The organism is Paenibacillus sp. RRE4, from assembly GCF_031844205.1.
Taxonomy (GTDB): Bacteria; Bacillota; Bacilli; order Paenibacillales; family Paenibacillaceae; genus Paenibacillus; species Paenibacillus xylanexedens_B.
The window spans coordinates 2834583-2852374 of the sequence record NZ_JAUZUT010000001.1; the positions used below are offsets into that span (position 1 = coordinate 2834583).

Annotated in this window: 22 protein-coding genes; 1 reads left to right on the plus strand and 21 read right to left on the minus strand. The window is 46.4% G+C overall.

Going from position 1 to position 17792, the window contains the following annotated elements; genetic code table 11:
- Positions 1–46: 46 nt before the first annotated feature.
- From panB to Q9R46_RS12775, 9 genes are all read right to left on the minus strand, one after another.
- A complete protein-coding gene (gene panB, locus Q9R46_RS12735) occupies positions 47–919 on the minus strand; it encodes a 3-methyl-2-oxobutanoate hydroxymethyltransferase (protein ID WP_311280308.1) in 873 nt (290 codons plus the stop codon).
- A gap of 354 nt (positions 920–1273) precedes the next feature.
- Complete coding sequence (locus Q9R46_RS12740; protein ID WP_311280309.1) at positions 1274–2251, minus strand: biotin--[acetyl-CoA-carboxylase] ligase; 978 nt, start codon at positions 2249–2251, stop codon at positions 1274–1276.
- Entirely contained in the window at positions 2238–3536 is a 1299-nt protein-coding gene (locus Q9R46_RS12745; protein ID WP_311280310.1) for a CCA tRNA nucleotidyltransferase, read from the minus strand. Before Q9R46_RS12745 ends, Q9R46_RS12740 begins: the two co-directional genes overlap by 14 nt.
- A gap of 41 nt (positions 3537–3577) precedes the next feature.
- On the minus strand, positions 3578–4738 hold the full coding sequence (gene bshA, locus Q9R46_RS12750; RefSeq protein WP_311280311.1) for an N-acetyl-alpha-D-glucosaminyl L-malate synthase BshA: 1161 nt from the start codon (positions 4736–4738) through the stop codon (positions 3578–3580).
- A 126-nt stretch (positions 4739–4864) separates the two neighbouring features.
- Positions 4865–5554 (minus strand): bacillithiol biosynthesis deacetylase BshB1, encoded by a 690-nt coding sequence (bshB1, locus tag Q9R46_RS12755; RefSeq protein WP_311280312.1) that lies wholly within the window; start codon positions 5552–5554, stop codon positions 4865–4867.
- On the minus strand, positions 5551–5991 hold the full coding sequence (mgsA, locus tag Q9R46_RS12760; protein WP_311280313.1) for a methylglyoxal synthase: 441 nt from the start codon (positions 5989–5991) through the stop codon (positions 5551–5553). The genes bshB1 and mgsA overlap by 4 nt, the downstream gene beginning before the upstream one ends.
- A 17-nt stretch (positions 5992–6008) precedes the next feature.
- Positions 6009–6812: a 4-hydroxy-tetrahydrodipicolinate reductase gene (gene dapB / locus Q9R46_RS12765; protein WP_090917170.1), complete on the minus strand. Its 804-nt coding sequence runs from the start codon at positions 6810–6812 to the stop codon at positions 6009–6011.
- Positions 6813–6911: 99 nt separating this feature from the next.
- The gene (locus Q9R46_RS12770; RefSeq protein WP_145331721.1) at positions 6912–7436 is read right to left on the minus strand and encodes a tetratricopeptide repeat protein; all 525 of its coding nucleotides are present in this window, start codon (positions 7434–7436) and stop codon (positions 6912–6914) included.
- A 50-nt stretch (positions 7437–7486) separates the two neighbouring features.
- Entirely contained in the window at positions 7487–7816 is a 330-nt protein-coding gene (locus tag Q9R46_RS12775; RefSeq protein ID WP_090917174.1) for a nucleotide pyrophosphohydrolase, read from the minus strand.
- Positions 7817–8012: 196 nt separating this feature from the next.
- Here Q9R46_RS12775 and Q9R46_RS12780 point away from each other — a divergent pair, with 196 nt between their 5' ends.
- Positions 8013–8882: a YitT family protein gene (locus Q9R46_RS12780; protein ID WP_311280314.1), complete on the plus strand. Its 870-nt coding sequence runs from the start codon at positions 8013–8015 to the stop codon at positions 8880–8882.
- Between the two features lie 136 nt (positions 8883–9018).
- Here the strand turns inward: Q9R46_RS12780 and Q9R46_RS12785 are convergent, their stop codons facing one another.
- The 12 genes from Q9R46_RS12785 to Q9R46_RS12840 all read right to left on the minus strand — a co-directional run bounded on the left by Q9R46_RS12785 (position 9019) and on the right by Q9R46_RS12840 (position 17614).
- On the minus strand, positions 9019–9888 hold the full coding sequence (locus Q9R46_RS12785; RefSeq protein WP_311280315.1) for a sporulation protein YpjB: 870 nt from the start codon (positions 9886–9888) through the stop codon (positions 9019–9021).
- 66 nt (positions 9889–9954) lie between these two features.
- On the minus strand, positions 9955–10581 hold the full coding sequence (locus Q9R46_RS12790) for a DUF1405 domain-containing protein (RefSeq protein WP_145331724.1): 627 nt from the start codon (positions 10579–10581) through the stop codon (positions 9955–9957).
- A 122-nt stretch (positions 10582–10703) separates the two neighbouring features.
- The gene (locus Q9R46_RS12795; protein ID WP_311280316.1) at positions 10704–11591 is read right to left on the minus strand and encodes a menaquinol-cytochrome c reductase cytochrome b/c subunit; all 888 of its coding nucleotides are present in this window, start codon (positions 11589–11591) and stop codon (positions 10704–10706) included.
- 22 nt (positions 11592–11613) lie between these two features.
- A complete protein-coding gene (gene qcrB / locus Q9R46_RS12800) occupies positions 11614–12285 on the minus strand; it encodes a menaquinol-cytochrome c reductase cytochrome b subunit (RefSeq protein ID WP_017687726.1) in 672 nt (223 codons plus the stop codon).
- A 15-nt stretch (positions 12286–12300) separates the two neighbouring features.
- The gene (locus Q9R46_RS12805; protein ID WP_090917182.1) at positions 12301–12843 is read right to left on the minus strand and encodes a QcrA and Rieske domain-containing protein; all 543 of its coding nucleotides are present in this window, start codon (positions 12841–12843) and stop codon (positions 12301–12303) included.
- A 193-nt stretch (positions 12844–13036) separates the two neighbouring features.
- Complete coding sequence (locus Q9R46_RS12810) at positions 13037–13459, minus strand: DUF2487 family protein (protein WP_311280317.1); 423 nt, start codon at positions 13457–13459, stop codon at positions 13037–13039.
- Positions 13460–13633: 174 nt separating this feature from the next.
- On the minus strand, positions 13634–13813 hold the full coding sequence (locus Q9R46_RS12815; protein WP_090917186.1) for an IDEAL domain-containing protein: 180 nt from the start codon (positions 13811–13813) through the stop codon (positions 13634–13636).
- 24 nt (positions 13814–13837) lie between these two features.
- Entirely contained in the window at positions 13838–14344 is a 507-nt protein-coding gene (locus Q9R46_RS12820) for a gamma carbonic anhydrase family protein (protein ID WP_145331727.1), read from the minus strand.
- A gap of 44 nt (positions 14345–14388) precedes the next feature.
- Entirely contained in the window at positions 14389–15507 is a 1119-nt protein-coding gene (locus Q9R46_RS12825) for a hypothetical protein (RefSeq protein ID WP_311280318.1), read from the minus strand.
- A gap of 234 nt (positions 15508–15741) precedes the next feature.
- Positions 15742–16344, minus strand: coding sequence for a histidine phosphatase family protein (locus tag Q9R46_RS12830; RefSeq protein ID WP_311281021.1), 603 nt, complete (start codon positions 16342–16344; stop codon positions 15742–15744).
- Between the two features lie 44 nt (positions 16345–16388).
- The gene (locus tag Q9R46_RS12835) at positions 16389–17024 is read right to left on the minus strand and encodes an anti-sigma factor family protein (RefSeq protein ID WP_311280319.1); all 636 of its coding nucleotides are present in this window, start codon (positions 17022–17024) and stop codon (positions 16389–16391) included.
- Positions 17021–17614 carry an RNA polymerase sigma factor gene (locus tag Q9R46_RS12840; protein ID WP_090917194.1) on the minus strand — a complete coding sequence of 198 codons (594 nt, stop codon included), beginning with the start codon at positions 17612–17614 and terminating at the stop codon, positions 17021–17023. The genes Q9R46_RS12835 and Q9R46_RS12840 overlap by 4 nt, the downstream gene beginning before the upstream one ends.
- Positions 17615–17792 lie beyond the last annotated feature (178 nt).

The following is a 17792-nucleotide window of genomic DNA, read 5'->3' on the forward strand; positions in this document are numbered from 1 at the left end:
AAGCTTAGTTCCTGTCTTAACTCTGGGATCGTGCGTATGACTTTCATCAGCGAATTTCCACCTTTTCTTTGCGTTGTCCATACAATCCATCCAGTACACCATCCGCCGCGTTGAAAACATGCTCTTCGGCCGGGAAGGAGCGATCCTTCACTTCTTTTACATACGTTTCAATACTGCTACGAATGACACTTCCTACATCACCATAGGTTTTGACAAATCGTTTAGGCGTGAATGGTGAAGCATATTGAACCACATCATGGAATACGAGCACTTGACCGTCACATCCCCGCCCTGCTCCAATGCCAATGGTCGGAATGGACAATTCTTTCGAGATAGCTTCAGCCACTTCTTCCGTCACGAGTTCAAGCACGATGCCAAAAGCCCCGGCGGCTTCCAGCGCTTTGGCTTCATCCATCAGACGTTTGGCATCTGCTGCATCCTTGCCTTGAATTCGGTAACCGCCGATCTGATTCACCGATTGTGGTGTCAATCCGATATGTCCGAGCACAGGCACACCTGCTTGCACAACAGCCTTGACTGTCTCTGCGATTTCAACGCCGCCCTCCATTTTGACCGCATGGGCATGCCCTTCCTGCATCAACCGGCGAACACCCTTCAATGTTTCATCAATGCTGCCGTGGTACGTCATAAAAGGCATATCTGCTACGATAAACGTGTGTTCAGCACCACGCACAACTGAACGAGTGTGGTAAACCATATCATCAATCGTGACTGGCAAAGTTGAGTTATAACCGAGAACAACATTCCCCAAAGAGTCGCCCACCAAAATCATGTCAATGCCGGCTTCTTCGGCGAGCAGAGCAGTCGGATAGTCATAAGCTGTAATCATGCTAAGCGGGATGCCATCCTGCTTGTATTTTTTCATTTTCACAATGTTTAACGCTTGTTTGTTTGCCATTTGTCTTGTGCCCCTCTCACCTTTTCAATTAAACGCAACAAAAAAAACCTTTTAGTTTTCCACTAAAAAGTCCCGAAAAGTCAAAAAAGAGTCACTTGCGATCGTCCCTTCTGTCTCGGTCCTCTTCGGCTCAGAGCAGAATCCAACAACACATTTGTTCTTATTCCATTGTTTCCTTGCTATTGCTGTCCTACTTTCCTGCGTAAAACGCATCAAGCAGAACAAAGGTTACTGCTCATCGGAGTGCAGCTCGGTCATTACAGCCCGATACCGCCTCACGAGAACAGTATACCAAAGTTCTGCTCAAAGTTCACGTCTTATGTTCGAGATGATCCAAGAAAATCCGACAAAACATCAGCTTTTCCAAGTCACTTCGCCAGATATGATCAGTTCGCGTACCCCATTCTGCGTCTCAACTACCAGTGCTCCCGAAGAGTCTAGCCCTACAGCTGTTCCCTCGATTACACCATGAGGATTCGTAACAGTCACCTTTCGATTCAACGAAACCGACAATGCTTCCCAGAGTGTAGAAATAACTCCAAATCCCTCTTTTTGATATATAAAATATAGATGTTCCATCTCCGTCAAAATAGCGGCTGCTAGCGCCGTTCGATCAATAGCTTGCCCTGTTTCAATCTGAATCGAGGTGGCAATCTGTTGCAAGTCTTCCGGATAATCCTGAGAATCAAAGTTTACATCTACGCCAATGCCTGCAATGCAATATCGAACCTGATGATCCTCAACCGCAGATTCAAGTAAAATGCCACATATCTTACGGTCATTAATCAGCAAGTCATTCGGCCATTTAATGCCAGCCTCTGCACCAGTATAAGCTCGAATCGCTCGACATACAGCTACTCCAGTCAGAAGGGTAAGCTGGGGCGTATGTTGCAACGGTATTTCGGGGCGTAGCAGCACGCTCATCCAGATCCCTTTTCCCGGAGGAGAGAACCACTTGCGGCCGAAACGACCTCTGCCTCCCGTCTGTTCTTCCGCGAAGACTACCGCACCCTCACCCTCGCCCTCTTCTGCCAGCTTAAGCACATCGGCCTGTGTGGATGAGGTTGAGGACAGCATGACCGCTTTACGGCCAAATGTCTTGGTCTTCAGATCAAGTTGGAGAGCTGTCTCATCAATACTTTCCGGTCTGGTGACCAGACGGTATCCTTTACGGGAAACGGCTTCAAACTCATACCCCATCTCCCGCAATTTATTGACATGTTTCCATACCGCGGTTCGGCTGATGGACAGCTGCCGGCTAATCTCCTCGCCCGATACAAACTGTCCGTCAGCATGAAGTAACATATGTAATAAGTCCTCATGCTTGGTCATTCGCAGCCACCCGTTTCACTTCAGTACATAGTGTTTCATACTGATTCATTATATTTCCAATCGCCGTTTCCCTGAGCAGATGTTTCATGAGTTGCCCGAGCCAAGGTCCACCTTTGCGCCCCACTAATTGCAACACCTGTTCACCGGTGATTTCGAGTTCTTTTATTGCATGGACTGGCATGGATCGACTCCAGTCCGCCGCGAGAGTTTGAACTTTAATGAGTCGATCATGTGTTTGTTCAGAACCTTCACGCCGCTGTTTCGGTAACTGCTCTTGCAACAACAGCCAGTCGTTAGCCGCCTGAGCGCCACAATGGAGTACAGACACAATCCAGTTTTCCCGTAGCCCTTGATCATCTTCACACTGCTCCACAAAATCGGACACGAGTTGCTCCATTTGAAGCACACCCGTAATTCGAACACGTTGCTCATTGGAAAATGTCCACAGCCGCAATAACTTGTCTGCTTCTTCCCGGTTGTATCCACCAGCCAGCAACACACATGACCATCGAAGCAATACATGTTCTCCTGCCAAATGCTGCAAGCCAGTTAACAAATCTCTATTAAACCGGGAAGAATCCACTGGTGCTTTGACATACTCTAGCGCTCTGCTGCGAAATAACAATTCCAATCCCTTGAGCGGATGAGGACCTGCCATCATTTTTACCATCTCGGTACGGACCCGTTCCATCGCAATATGCTGGAGCAGTTCACGTCGATCTACCAGTCCCTTCCAGGTATTGTACGCAATCCTGAAATCAAAGACGGAAGCAAACCGAACGCAGCGCAACATACGCAAAGCGTCCTCACCAAAGCGTTCAACCGCCAACCCCACACAACGCACAAGCTCTTTCTTCATATCAACTTGCCCGCCAAAAGGGTCGACGATCGCTCCCTTCACATCCATTGCGAGAGCGTTCATGGTGAAATCTCGCCGCTGCAGATCTTCCTTGATATCCTGAACAAACTGCACTGCAGCAGGTCTACGATTATCCTGATACTCCGACTCTGTCCGAAAGGTCGTCACTTCATAATAATAGCCACCAGAGCGCACCGTCACTGTCCCGTGCTGTAATCCCGTAGGAATACAGTCGTCAAACAGAGCCATAACTTGCTCGGGAGAAGCCGAGGTCGTAATATCCATGTCGTCCACGGCACGCCCCAGCATTTCGTCACGAACACAACCGCCAACCCAATAGGCCTCGAAGCCATGTTCATTTAATCGAGTAAGGACAGCCTCACTTTGTTTTGCCATATCATTGTCTGCTTGTGTCCATTGAACCACCACATCTCACCTCTTCTCCTGCCTGTTGTGGTTCCCCACACTTAACCGCACACGGGATTGAGACTAGGGATTTCTCTTCCAAGCACACGATAATATATCTTTTCATATTCCTGCCGAATGGAGTCATTGCAGAAATCATGATGTGCACGATGAAGGCAAGCCTCCCGGATATCGGCAGCCAAACGCTCATTCGTGAGAAGACGAATCGCATTCTCAGCCATAGATTTGGTATCCCCGATTGGAGAGAGGAATCCTGTCTTCCCATGCAATACTAGTTCCGGAATACCGCCAGCCTGCGAACCAATCGTAGGTACACCACATGCCATCGCTTCAAGTGCTACCAGACCAAAGCTCTCTTTCTCTGATGGAAGCATCAAAATGTCAGCCATGGATATTACTTGAGCAATATCATCCTGTCTACCCAGGAAATGAACCTTTTCGTTCAAGCCGAGTTCTTTGATTTTACACTGAATTTTGGGCAAGTCCGGTCCTTCACCTACAAACAACAACTTCGCGGGAACCTGCTCCTGCACTTGACGGAATACTTCCACGACGTCTTGTGTTCGCTTGACTGGACGAAAGTTCGAGATATGCATCAGTATTTTTTCATGAGGCGCAGCATAATCACGACGCAGACTAGCCGCATCCCTTGGATAATAGATACGTTTATCTATAAAATTATAGGTCAGATCAATCGGACGCTGGATATCCAGCAGTTCAACCGTTTCACGAATCAAATCCTGAGAAACGGCAGTAACCGCATCACTCTCATTGATGGCAAGACGAATCAGGTCTTTAAGCGATTCATCCTGAGCAAGTACCGTGATATCCGTTCCATGCAGGGTTGTAACTACTTTCAGGTTGTCTCCAACCATCTGTTTGGCGAGAAAAGCGCATACTGCATGCGGTACAGCATAATGCACATGTAGCAAGTCTAGCTGTTGAGCCTTTGCCACCTGAGCCATCTTGGTTGCTAAAGATAAGTCATACGGAGGATATCGAAACACATAATAATCGTTAACCTCTACTTCATGATAAAAAATGTTTTTCTGAAACTTTCCCAGTCTGAACGGAATGCTGTTTGCAATAAAATGAACCTGATGTCCCTGTTCGGCCAACAATTTGCCGAGTTCCGTTGCGACAACCCCGGATCCTCCGAGGGACGGATAACAGGTGATTCCGATTTTTAGCTTTTGATCCATCCGGTTGGACGCTCCTTTGATCTCCCGCATATCGCAGGTTGATATCATGCAACGGAAATTAATTGATGTCATGATTTGTTCAAGTGTAAATGTATGGTTCTATCTATATACAGATGTGGGCATAGATTAGACGCCAAACTGTTTCACTACATAAGGCGTTATCGTTGCAAATCCTTCTGCAAACGGGATTAAGCTACGTTGTCCAAGTAAGGAATCACGTGCCCTCACCCGTTCGATATAACCTTGATTCAGCGGTGTAGATACGATGCCCGCACCCTGCTCGAACTGAGATCGATAACAGCGAAGCGAGGCTTCCTTTTGTTCATAGTGTTCCGTAATATCCACAATCAAATCCGTAGGACCGATATCGTTGATAAAGTAAAAATAAGTTTCCTTCACTTGTACAGCTGGCATGTCCGGCATGTAATTTCGAAGCTTCGCATTAAATATCGCTTCTTGCACGAGTTTGCTGCACATAATATGATCGGGATGCCGATCCTCCCAGTAAGGTGCAAAAACAATTCGAGGTGCATGTCTGCGAATCTCGGCGGTAACCGCTTCTACATGCTCCGGTGTAACATACAGCCCACGGTCAGGTAATCCGAGATTTGTTCGACACGAAAGACCGAGGACGCGTGAGGCTTGCTCCGCTTCCTCGGTTCTGCGCTCCACGGTGCCATTGGAGGACATCTCGGCACGAGTCAGGTCACATACGCCTACCTTTAACCCAGCAGCCGTATGTTTCGCAATCGTTCCAGCCATGCCGATCTCGGCATCGTCTGCATGTGCACCGAAGATAAGAATATCGAGACTCATTGAGAGTCACCCGTATTCAAACCGCCCTCCGGCTTGTACTTATGTACGAGCTCTCTCCAAGCAAAATCGCCACGGTCGAGAGCTTTAACAAGAATCTCGGCTGTTGCAATATTGGTTGCTAGCGGAATACCCTGAACATCACACAGGCGAAGCAGTGCATTAATGTCCGGCTCATGGGGCTGTGCCATTAACGGATCACGAAGGAAAATGATCAGATCCATCTCGTTTTGTGCAACCAACGCTCCAATCTGTTGGTCTCCCCCAAGCGGACCGGATTCAAAACGATGAATCTGCAGCGATGTACCTTCCATAATACGAAGACCTGTTGTACCTGTGGAATATAATTGATGGTCTGTGAACACAGGCTCATAAGCAGTAACGAAGTTTACCATTTCTTCTTTTTTGCGATCATGGGCAATAAATGCGATTTTCAACATGACAATCTTAATCTCCTTTAGTCGATAAAGTGGTCAAAGCCGTAAACGAGTCCTGTATATTCCATCACCTTTTGTACGCCAATCTTGACTCCTGGCATATAACCAGCACGCTCATATGAATCATGACGAATTTTCAGCGACTGTCCGTAATCGCCAAATACAACTTCCTGCTGTGCGAACACACCTGGCAAACGCACGCTGTGAATGCGGAATCCGTTATAATATCCACCACGTGCACCCTCAATCGTTTCTTCTTCGTTCGGATTGCCTTGACGAATTTCTTCACGATTGGCTGCAATCAATTCGGCTGTTTTGATCGCTGTTCCTGAAGGAGCGTCCAGCTTCTGATCACCGTGATATTCAATGATCTCTACGTTAGGCATATGTTTGGCTGCCTGTGCTGCAAAACGCATCATAAGGATAGCCCCAATGGAGAAATTAGGCGCAATCAGCCCGCCAATACCTTTCTCCTGGCATTGCTTGTCCAACTGTTCAATCTGCTCCGGCGTGAAGCCGGTAACACCCATGACAGGTCTTACGCCATGGCGGATTGCAATCTCTGTATGAGCAAAAGCAAATTGAGGCACTGTAAAGTCAACCATGACCTGTGGTTTGGTTTCAGCAAAAGCCATCTCAATATCATCGGTTACCAATACGCCACACTCTGGCAGTCCTACCAGCGTTCCTGCATCCGTGCCTGCTCCGGAGCGGTTGACAGCGGCTGCAAGCTCCAAATCCGGGTCTTGCAGTACCAGTTTTACAACTTCACGGCCCATTCGTCCAGCCGCTCCGATCACGGCAACTCGTATCACTTCACTCATCTTGGCTGCATCTCCTTCACTATGTTAGTTCATCTAATCGTTTTAACCCATGCATCTCATCCAGTCTCTATTATTGTAATACTTGACTGTGATGATCACTTATTGCATCGACTTCAAACGTTGCTTCGTTTGTTGTAACATCTGATACAACTGCGCGTTTTGCGGATCAAGCAGAATTGCATCCTGTAACACCTGAAGGGCACTTTGATATTCATTCAGGTCACTGTAAGCCAGAGCCAGCATCACATGTGCCTCCACAGATAGTGGATCCAGCCTAATGGCTTCTTTAAGAAGCTGGGAAGCCTCGACATATGGCTTGCTTGATTCTGTTCCAGCCTGCTCAAGCAGTAATTTGGCTCTAACTATAAGTTGCTTCGCTTCCAGTGTCTGCAGATGAAGCACATATTCTTCGGCACCTTCGGATAGTTCCACCGCCTTGCGGGCATATTCAAGTGCAGGAAGCAAATGTTTGCTCCGCGCGTGCGTTATTGAACAGCGATAATATAACTCGGCATGTTCCGGGTGAGCATCTATAGCCGCTTCGAACCAGCGAATGGCTTGCTCAAAATCATTTTGCAATATACAGCGGTAAGCCTGCTGCATATAATCTTCCGGTTTCATCATCAAGCTGACCCTCCCCGTGCGGGTGATGGTACAGCATATGTAATCTACGCCTAATCGGTGTTTTTTGGAGTCCACCGATTTGCGTCGCGGGTATTAAATTTATGCATAACTTTGTCATGCGCTTCAGCCAAATCAATACCGAGCGAGTTTGCAAAGCAGATGGTGATAAATAAAATGTCACCAAGCTCAAGTTCAATTGAATTGGCAGCTTCGGAAGCTTTCTTCGGTTTTTCTCCGAACTCGTGATTCACTTCACGGGCAAGCTCTCCAACCTCTTCAGACATCCGGGCCAGCATGGCCAGAGGACTGAAATATCCCTCTTTAAATTGAGAAATATAGAGGTCAACCTCACGCTGCATTTCCGCCATACTTTTCTCCATGAGAGCAGGTTCTCCTTCTATTCTGATGTCGTGTTTGTTCCTAATAATATCAGTTATTGATGTTTACTTCCACCATCATACGTTACAAATCATGATTAATGTCTGGCATAAATCATTTTTAAAGACTACAGAAACAGGTATACTAAGATGGGAATGATGACTACCTCATTCTAATTTAAGTACAGAGAGGGATCTTATGAGCACTACCAAAACGTGGGTTCAGCTAAGACTTGTACTCCCAATACTGTTGGGTACAGCTTTATACGCCTTTGGGCTTCTTTATTTTATTATCCCCAATCAGTTGATGGAGGGCGGGCTTACCGGGGTTACCGTGTTGATTAACTATGCCTTCGGGGTTTCCCCATCCCTTACCACTCTTATTTTAAATGTTCCGCTATTTCTGATCGGGCTTAAAGTGCTCGGTAGCAGACAGATGATTTATACCGGAATCGGAATCGGCGCGCTGACCGTATTTCTGTGGCTGTTCGAGAAGATGATTCACCGAGGCTGGATCGAGCCGTTACATACCGAAAATGACCTTCTATTGGCCGCACTATATGCCGGGGTTACTTTGGGAGCCGGCCTTGGTATCGTTTTCCGCTGGGGTGGTACTACAGGTGGTTCTGACATTATCGCCCGTATCCTCAACCGAAAATACGGATGGAGTATGGGACGAGTGCTGTTAGGTATCGACTTTGTGATCATTGGTCTTTCTCTCATCTACATTCCCAAGGAAAAAATCCTGTATACCCTGGTCGCTGTGTTTATTGCATCGAAAGTGATCGATTTCATTCAGGAAGGTGCCTATTCAGCCCGTGCATTTATGATCATCAGCGATCATGCTCCCGAGATTGCCGATCAGATCACCAAAGATATGGATCGCGGCGTTACGCTCATTCCAGCCATCGGCGCATACTCGAAACAAGCAAAACATATGGCCTACTGTGTCATTTCCAGGCAAGAATTTCGCAGGTTACAAACCATCGTACGTTCCATTGATCCCAGGGCATTTGTCATTATCAGTGACGTACACGATGTGCATGGGGAAGGTTTTAAAGAAAGCTGAGACTTTATTTTAACAATAGGAAATATACAAAAAAACCTCTTCCCACAGCAAGACGTCAGTCTAACAGCTGTCTGAGTGGCAAGAGGTTTTCGTTGTTCATTGAAGATACATCTATCATGATAAATACGGAAAATGGCTAGCGGCGATATGTAAAAATATCCTGTTGCTCGGCACGATACTTACGGTACCCCGCATAACTCAGCGTAGCAACAATGACAGAACTAATCACTAGCCCTGCTGCCCGGCGGTCTGGCCCTTGTACATAAGGCACAAAGGCACTTTCATCCTTTTCACGTCCAAACAGTTGATTCACTAACTCCTCTCCATGTTCAGTCATGCTACGGAGCTGTGATCGATCAGACTGCTTTGCATGTGTCAGTCCTTTGAGATGGGATAACCAAGCATCCATTTGAGCGATCTGATACGGCTCAAGCCGAATGATCGCCGCTGGACGGATCGTTTCATAGTGCTCTTCAAGAACACTGAAGCGATTAGCCAGAATTGTTGCACTGTTGTTCTGATTAGCTTCCAGTGATAACGCATCCAGATCATTCTTCACAATTTTATAATATTGGAGCCAGAGCGGTTTAGCCGGATTGGCCAGACTGTCCGTAGCAAGTCTGAGTTTGGCTGAAGCCTGCTGAAGCAGATGTCTATCCCCTTTGAATTTAGCTGTAGCCTCCTTGACTTCTACGACCGTTTCGGATAACGCATGAATTCCCTCAACAGAGGTTTGACCCTCGAACGAGACATGAGCCAGACTATTTCCGATTCGCGCAACGCTGGCGCGTACTTCCTCCATATTATTTTCAAGCACCCTGCGATATAGTACAGTAGCCTCTTCATTCAATTGTGCAATGGTAAAAGTTGAGGACACTCCCTGATCCACATTTGGTTTGAGTTCACCACTTTGTGCGTATACCCGGTACGAAGCATTGGTCCAAAGCAGCAGAGCCAAGAGTGATACCGTCAACCATCCCGCTAGACTCCTGAATGTTCTCTTCATGGACATCCCTCCCATCATCAATGTATGGCGAGGGATGATTGGTTAGAACAAGCTACGCTGGTATACTCAGGCTCTTTTAGCCTGCTTTAATGCAAGCCAAGCCGCGAGAATGCTCACGATGGTCAGCGTGACTGTAAAATTACGAACAGCATGTACATGTTGGTACAGCGTTGCAGGCAACCACGGGTAAATATCGTATGTATAATCCATCGTATCATTCAACAATGTCCAGAGACCTGCCACAATTAATGACAACCAGCGGAAGCCGAAGAACCGTACATATATCAGCGCTTCAATTGCCATGGCACTATGGGAAGCGATCAGCATCCAGTCCTGCCAGTGCTGTGCTCCCCCTTGAGACCAGCCAGCAAAAATGATAGATACGGCCCAGACGCCATATTTAACAGAGGTAACTACAGCGAGCGCCTGGATAATATGTCCAATCCGTTGCAGGATTGCAGACTTTACGGGATACAGTACCCACAACAGCGCTAATGTAAAAAACAAGCTTGCTGTCGGGCTATCTGGTACAAATACGATTTGCCACGCTGGCTGGTGGGCAAGAGTCCATTTCATTTGTTCACCATACCAGATGTAGCCATATACCGTACCAAGCGCATTACACCAGAACAAAAGCCACAAGAAATACCGATTGGTTAAAAACTCCCTGCTCCAAAAAAACGATAAAGCCACGACCATTGCACCTTCTTTCTTTACTCATTCTTAATTATAAGCAACCGAATACCAAGTTTACTCTAAAAAGACTTCAAAAAAACCTGACCGCATAACGATCAGGTTTTTTCATTAATTCGATTTTACTGTTCTGCCTTCTGTTTCGCAAGCCATTCGGCTAGATGAGTGATTTCCTCATCGGTAACACCTTGAGCTATAGCTTGATCATACATCGGAGGCATTCCATTGTAGCCCTCTTTAATAATCGTCACAATCTCTTCTTGACTGTGCTTGTCACCGACGCCACGAAGAGAAGGTGCGTTGCCTTGGCCTTTCATATCGGTTGCGTGGCAACCAATACATCCAGCCTTTTTGTACGTTTCCATCGCAGAATCGTCCTTGTCAACAATCGCGACTTCCTCCTGCTGCTGTCCCGGTGCATTAGAAGTAGGCAAGCCCTGTTCATGTTTCTCCAGAGCTTCTTCCTCCCGCTGAATATGCTCCGGCTTCTGCCCGGACGCTTCAAGCTCGTGCTTGTAGTGTGTCCATGCTACGTTTGTCAGATAGAATACCGAAATAACGGACAGTAGCATTAGGGCCGAAGCAATAGGACGTTTGTAGAAGCGACGCTCTTTGCCCGTATCCAGGAAAGGAGCCAGGAGCAGAGCTCCGAATGCAACACCGCTGACACCCAGCACACCTAGCAGGACATAATCTCCAGATGCATAAGGATATTTCAAGTATTGATACAGGAAAAGAAAGTACCAGTCTGGCATCGGGATAACCGATGCACTTGGATTAGCTGGATAACCGAGAGGTGCAGGTTCCGAGATGGTCAACACGAGAATGCCGACCAGAACAACAACCCCGACCATCCACTCTTTAAGCAAGAAGTTAGGAATAAATGCTTCCGATTTGCCGGGATAAGCCGTGTAATCAGGTGGAGTTATGAACCCCGACCCTTTGCGGACGCGTGAATCACCGACAAAGATAACTTTTTCCTCGTCATTGCCCTTGTGCCCGTGAGCCATTACGTTTCCTCCCTTCTTTGTTTTATAGTGGTCCCGAAATGCCCTGTCTGCGGATCATGATAAAGTGTCCGACCAGAAGCACCAGAAGCACCGCAGGGAGGAAGAAGACGTGCAATGCGAAGAATCGTGTCAGTGTCTGCGCACCAACAATCGTTCCCCCTTGCAGGAATTCTTTGATAATTGGTCCAAGCCAAGGTACGGTGTTGGCAATCTCCAGCGTTACTTTTGTTGCGAAATACGCTTTGTTATCCCAAGGCAGCAAATACCCTGTCAGACCGAGACCGAGCATAACGAAGAAAATCAACATGCCGACAACCCAGTTCATTTCACGCGGAGCCTTGTATGAGCCTGTAAAGAATACACGCATCGTATGTAGGAACATCATGACGATAACCAAACTGGCCCCCCAATGGTGCATACCGCGTACAATCTGACCAAAAGCTACTTTCGTCTGCAAATACTCAACACTTGCATACGCGTTAATAATATCTGGAACGTAGTACATCGTCAGGAACATACCTGACAGAATCTGAATAACTGTAATAAAGAACGTTAATCCGCCAAAACAGTATACGAATGCGGAAAAGTGATGCGCCGGGTTTACATGCTCTGGCACTTCATGATCCGCAACGTCCCGCCATATTGGCGTGATGTCAAGACGCTCGTCAATCCAGTCATAGACATTTTTAAACATCTGCGTTCACGCCTCCTATTTCACTCGGGTGTTCGGAACAATCTCGCCCAGATAAACCCAGCCTTGTTCCTCCTTAACCACATATTCATCCAATGGTTTCGGGGCTACGGCAAGATTCTTCCCTTCCTTGTCATAGTGCGCGCCGTGGCATGGGCAATGGTACTCATTCGGGTAATTTTTGTCACTGTTCCATCCGACTGTACATCCCAGATGTTTACAGATAGGTGAAAGCGCATAAATTTTCCCTTGTTCGTCCTTGCGAATCCAAGCCACCAACGAAGCATTACTCAAATACCAGCCATCCTGTTGTTTCAGTTCGAACGTAAATTCTTGAGGTTCATTTGTAATTTTGCTGATCTCAGCCACTTTGACAGAGGTTCCTTCTCCCTTGTGTTGCAAAATCGGGTCCACCGCAAAACGGACCATAGGAAGAATTGCACCGGCGGCCATGTAGGCTGTAGCTCCACCAAGCGTATACGTCAAAAACTGCCTGCGCGACATTTCCAATTTGCTTGGCGGTTTCATCGAGGCTTCGTGCTGGTCATGCTCACTGCTCATACTGTCTCCAACCCCCTTTTTCAGCCAACTCTCTCAATCGTTTTCATTATCATAAATTCCACGACTTACTAGAACATACATAATCATATAGTAGCCCTAGAACACCGTCAAGAATTTGTCACACATTTTTAAGGTTCAATTGTAAGCGTTGTTAAAAAACTGTTGGAAATTTGTCACATTTGTCGTCAGAATGTCACCTTTTCCATAGATCTCGAATGCATTCCCCGACATGTCGGGCAATTGTCCCTTCTTCGAGTTGCGCTGCTATATCCTTTTGACTCAAAAGTAAATCCGCGGCTGGAATGTCCATGCCCACAAAAGATCCATCTGCTGACATAATTACCACATACTTAAATCCAGAAGCCTTGAGTTCAGTCGACAAGGTATTTAATGTCATTGACATTTGCGAACTTGCGTAATGATAGGCTGGGTACGTCATAATTCTTCCTTTAAAAGGAATCTCCACCGTATCCAGAAAGTCTCTTAGCCGTTCCAGCGCTTCAGTCGCTTCAACCGGTGACTGTTTGCCGCTCATAGCCGTGAACGGAACAAGGCAGGTATCCAGATAGAGTTGCAGTTCAGCCCAGCTGTCTTGATTCATCTCACTGAATTTCAATTCCCTATATCCCCTTCCTATCCATTTTATTCCCATATTATATATGAGCATATGTTATAAAGCCAGATATTCATTCAATTTTTAAGTTTATATAAAAAATATTAAAAAAAGGAATGCGCCATTGCGCATTCCTTTTAATCCGACTATTCATTTAAATGGTACTATATTCATCCGTTAATTGATCGTCCTCAGTTCATCCGTCAGACTCCGGAAAGCTACTTCGTCTCCGGTAGCTAACGCTTTGTCGATTTCCAAATAAAGCTTTTCACTCTTCTGTTTGCGAAGCGCCTCGTCCCAAACCATCTCAGCCGCCAGCCCCAACATGACTTCATACGTAACTTTCATTTTATCCAATAGGATGCACCTCCAAAACGGAATTTAAGAGCTCCTATATTCTCTTCCTTTGATTACATAACCCAGTGAAGTTCTCGACATCCGCTGCAGATCAGCTTCAGTCAATTCACGTATCACTTTGGCAGGTGTCCCCAAAGCGAGAGTATAGGGCGGAATTTTACTATTTTCAGTGACTACAGAACCGGCTCCAATCAGTGAGTACTCACCGATTTCGCCACCATTAAGTACAATGGCCCCCATACCGATCAATGCCCCTGTTCCGATAGTACAACCATGAACGATTGCAGCATGTCCTACGGAGACATCATCTCCTAGGATAAGAGGTTGATCGGTGTTTACATGTCCTACAGCATTATCTTGAATATTGCAACGCTTTCCAATAATAATAGGTGCCAAATCGGCCCGCAGGACTGCATTGAACCAAACGGTAGAATCTTCGTCCATTTGCAGATCACCTATCAATTTTGAACCCTCGGCCATATATATGGAAGGGTGTAGCACTGGCTTTATACCTTTGTATGGAATTATCATTTGTATCACTCCTTAATTTGGGAGTGATTGTAGCAACTTGTCCTTCACTTGTCAAACAAAACAGGTGTAACATCTGCAGAGATGGAGCGGCAGGACGAGGCGAGCTTTAATCCCCAAGCCGTCATCTGCACAACTCTTCCTTGTTCATGCTCACCTGCACGAACCAAGCCTAGATGCATCATCATTTTAATGATCCGCTTATCATAGATATCTTCAGCAGTGTCGTAATAGAACGGCTGGATAAAAGGCCCGATTTGCTGAAAAAGCGATTCCATCGTGGACCAATTCTCGGCACATTCGCCTGTCCAGTACACAATCGAGGACAGGTTAGGAACAGCACCTTTATAAAGTCTTAACCAAAACCGAAACAGCTGTATCATTTCAGCTGTTTTCTCGGCCTCCAATTTCTCTTCACCAGACCCTGTCAGCCTAAGACACCCCTGCTCTTCACGAATCAATCGGTGATGAAACGCATAATCATACACCAATGCGAATCGATCCGGATAATCCTTAAACGAACGACCGTATCCGAAACGCCAGCCGGCTTTGCCTACCAGTTCCTCAGAGATGTGCAGATGCTCCATAAGTTGCTGCTGTGAGCGACGGTACATTAACCCTTCGGCATTTACAGCAATCTCATGTTGCTGAACAAATTTCAGGAACAACTTCAAATCTTCTGCCATCAGATGATATTCTTCTCGATACATGGCTGGCTCTGTCGTTTTGATAATACCTGCTCGTAAATGGGCAGATAACACATCTCTGAACCTCAGTTTCAAATCTTTAGGCACTTGATAGAGATATCTGGTCTGTTGTGTAGTCCCATTGAATAGCCAGCCGCTTTTGGTAAAGCGAATAATGAGATCACGCGGACTTGAGCCTGCCTCACTCTCCTTTTTGTCCATCGATTGACGGGCTATGGCGATGAGCTCCTCCATACCATAAAATTGGCGGGGGTCAAATAACAGGTTGTTTAGAAACCGTTGATCGGCCTGGTTCAATTGACGTATCTGTTGCTCAAAGAAAGGTTTACTACCCAATGTTGTGAGGATGCTCTGGATGAGTTCATGTTTGGAATTAGGCTTGCATTCACATTGATAGTAGTCTGCTATTCGATTAAGCTGGCCAATATCAGCAAAAGTCAGCATATCTGCTAGATTCATGGATCCATCGCCTCACCCGTTCACTGCTTTAGGTTGCTGATCTGGCCTTCAACAGTGTGGTTTTGTAAACATGGTTGACGGATTCTCCACAATCTAAACCTCTTCTTCCCATTTTTTTTGTTTTATCTCATCTTATGCCTCAAAACAATCAATCAGAAGAGAAACAGTAGAGTTTATCCGCGGTACTGTTTAATCTCTTAGATGTAGATGGTATAAAAAAACAACCTGAGCTTATCACTCAGGTTGTTTAGCGGTATCCATAGACAGATGCTGTGTGCAATTATATAAGAGTGGAGTCCAGTCATCTTCATGTTCTTTCTCCAGAATGGTCAGCGACAGATTACCAATGCGTTCGGTATATTTATCCTGATATAACGCCGTTAACAGGTTAGCAAGAAAAGCACCATGCGTTACAATAAGTACATTTTCTTTCGAGTGAGCAGACCATAAATCGTCCAAAAAAGCCAGCGCACGTACTTGAATATCCTCGATGTGCTCCTGTCCCAGATCAAGTGTATCCCAGGATTTCCCCCAACGCGCAACCCGCTCATCCGAAGTGAGGCCCTCAACCAGACCAAATGCTCGTTCTTTCAATCGTGCGTCCGGTTCAAGCATAGGCACATCCAGCATCCGTGAAAGAATCTCTCCCGTTTCCTGTGCCCTTGATAAACCACTCGTCACAATAAAATCCCACTGGTAGTCTTCAGACTGCAGACGTCTACCAAGACATGTTGCTTGCTTACGTCCTTCCTCATTCAAAGGAATATCCGTCTGCCCCTGTATGCGGCCAGCCGCATTCCAATCTGTCAGACCATGACGAACAAGTCCGATCCGCACATTCATCCCTCATTTCTCCACACAGCGAACGCCAGGTTGGAAACCTACGCACCCACACCTTGTTTACGTTTCGTTGTTGATCGATGCATACGTCCAAGTGAAAACAAAGCCATTCCTATGGCAAGCAGGGACAATGCCATCCAGTATTGAGGATAAGCAGGCCCCATACTTACAACAAAAGGTTCAATGATACTGCCTTTATTCGCTCCAGGGATGTCATACTTATACAATCCCGAAGATGAAGATGTACTTCCAGCAACCCCAGTCTCAAGGATGCCTGTTGTAATTACATTGGACTTCTCAGCTTCTGAAACCTCTGGCTTGAACATCGCCATGTACAGAAAGCTGCATAAAAAAATAGCCAGGAACGCCGCAATCCACAAAGACATATGTTTACGGATTGCCGCAGAGAATCGATTAACCTTTGCCTCTTCTGGTAATAGCCATGGAGACTCCGCGTAAATCCGGTCCATTACGTTTCGGTTGACCCTCTCTGCCTGTTGCTCTGTCACTGGAACCGGGATGCTGTGCAGCAGCATCTGGGCTTCCTCCCAGACTTCAAACTGCTCCGAACATTCTTCACAACCAGCGAGATGCGCTTGAAAAGCAATTCGCTGTGGATGAGATTCCGGTAAGTCCCAGACCAATGCAAACAGTTCCTGGGCTTCATTGCAATTCATCGGTTCTTCATCCCTTCATATGGCTCGTACATCGGCTCGAAGAAATAAGGCTCCAATTGTGTTTTTACGCTTGATCTTGCCCTGAATAACAGCGATTTAACAGAACTAACACTCTGCCCCAAAATACCCGCGATTTCCTGATAATCCAACTGATCATACTCACGAAGTATAATCGCGGAACGTTGCTTCTCTGGCAGATTGTTAATCGCATCTCTAACCAGCATCACCCGCTCGCTACGCAGAACAGCATGCTCAGGAGCATTCTCCATAGGAGCAACAGGAACTACGCCGCTCTCTTCAAGCGGAACATTCCCACTACGCTGTTTACGAAGCTCACTCAATACCGTATTTCTAGCGATGGTATACAGCCAGGTGGAGAATGAAGCATCCACCTCACGGAAAGAGTGTAAACTGCGGAACGCCTTGTAGAATGTCTCAGAACAGAGATCTTCCGCAAGCAGCTCCATATTGGAACTTTTCAACATATGATATACGAAAGCCAGTATTTTACGCTGATAACGACTCATCAGCTCGGAATATAACTCAACGTTACCTTCCTTGATCTCTCGAATCAACTGGGAATCCGTCATTTGAGTGCGACCCCTCCTCGCCCATCCATGTGCTTCTCCCCGTTCGACTCTATCCATGTATTACCGAACAGGCGTAAAAAAGTTGCGGTTCAACCGCATAAAAAAAGCGTCCAGCACCGTTTTCGGCCCTTCCGCCAAATTCCCCTATGTAATGGCAATTTCCCCAACGTTTCTACAT

Bases quoted from the DNA above. Each gene is read 5' to 3' on its own strand.
- Q9R46_RS12775 (WP_090917174.1), bottom strand. From the start codon at position 7,816: ATGGAGAAAAGTATGGCGGAAATGCAGCGTGAGGTTGACCTCTATATT.
- qcrB (WP_017687726.1), bottom strand. From the start codon at position 12,285: ATGTTTAAAAATGTCTATGACTGGATTGACGAGCGTCTTGACATCACG.
- panB (WP_311280308.1), bottom strand. From the start codon at position 919: ATGGCAAACAAACAAGCGTTAAACATTGTGAAAATGAAAAAATACAAG.
- mgsA (WP_311280313.1), bottom strand. From the start codon at position 5,991: ATGTTGAAAATCGCATTTATTGCCCATGATCGCAAAAAAGAAGAAATG.
- bshB1 (WP_311280312.1), bottom strand. From the start codon at position 5,554: ATGAGTCTCGATATTCTTATCTTCGGTGCACATGCAGACGATGCCGAG.
- dapB (WP_090917170.1), bottom strand. From the start codon at position 6,812: ATGAGTGAAGTGATACGAGTTGCCGTGATCGGAGCGGCTGGACGAATG.
- Q9R46_RS12740 (WP_311280309.1), bottom strand. From the start codon at position 2,251: ATGACCAAGCATGAGGACTTATTACATATGTTACTTCATGCTGACGGA.
- Q9R46_RS12805 (WP_090917182.1), bottom strand. From the start codon at position 12,843: ATGAGCAGTGAGCATGACCAGCACGAAGCCTCGATGAAACCGCCAAGC.
- Q9R46_RS12785 (WP_311280315.1), bottom strand. From the start codon at position 9,888: ATGAAGAGAACATTCAGGAGTCTAGCGGGATGGTTGACGGTATCACTC.
- Q9R46_RS12820 (WP_145331727.1), bottom strand. From the start codon at position 14,344: ATGATAATTCCATACAAAGGTATAAAGCCAGTGCTACACCCTTCCATA.
- Q9R46_RS12770 (WP_145331721.1), bottom strand. From the start codon at position 7,436: ATGATGAAACCGGAAGATTATATGCAGCAGGCTTACCGCTGTATATTG.
- Q9R46_RS12840 (WP_090917194.1), bottom strand. From the start codon at position 17,614: ATGACGGATTCCCAGTTGATTCGAGAGATCAAGGAAGGTAACGTTGAG.
- Q9R46_RS12835 (WP_311280319.1), bottom strand. From the start codon at position 17,024: ATGAATTGCAATGAAGCCCAGGAACTGTTTGCATTGGTCTGGGACTTA.
- bshA (WP_311280311.1), bottom strand. From the start codon at position 4,738: ATGGATCAAAAGCTAAAAATCGGAATCACCTGTTATCCGTCCCTCGGA.
- Q9R46_RS12825 (WP_311280318.1), bottom strand. From the start codon at position 15,507: ATGAATCTAGCAGATATGCTGACTTTTGCTGATATTGGCCAGCTTAAT.
- Q9R46_RS12780 (WP_311280314.1), top strand. From the start codon at position 8,013: ATGAGCACTACCAAAACGTGGGTTCAGCTAAGACTTGTACTCCCAATA.
- Q9R46_RS12795 (WP_311280316.1), bottom strand. From the start codon at position 11,591: ATGGCTCACGGGCACAAGGGCAATGACGAGGAAAAAGTTATCTTTGTC.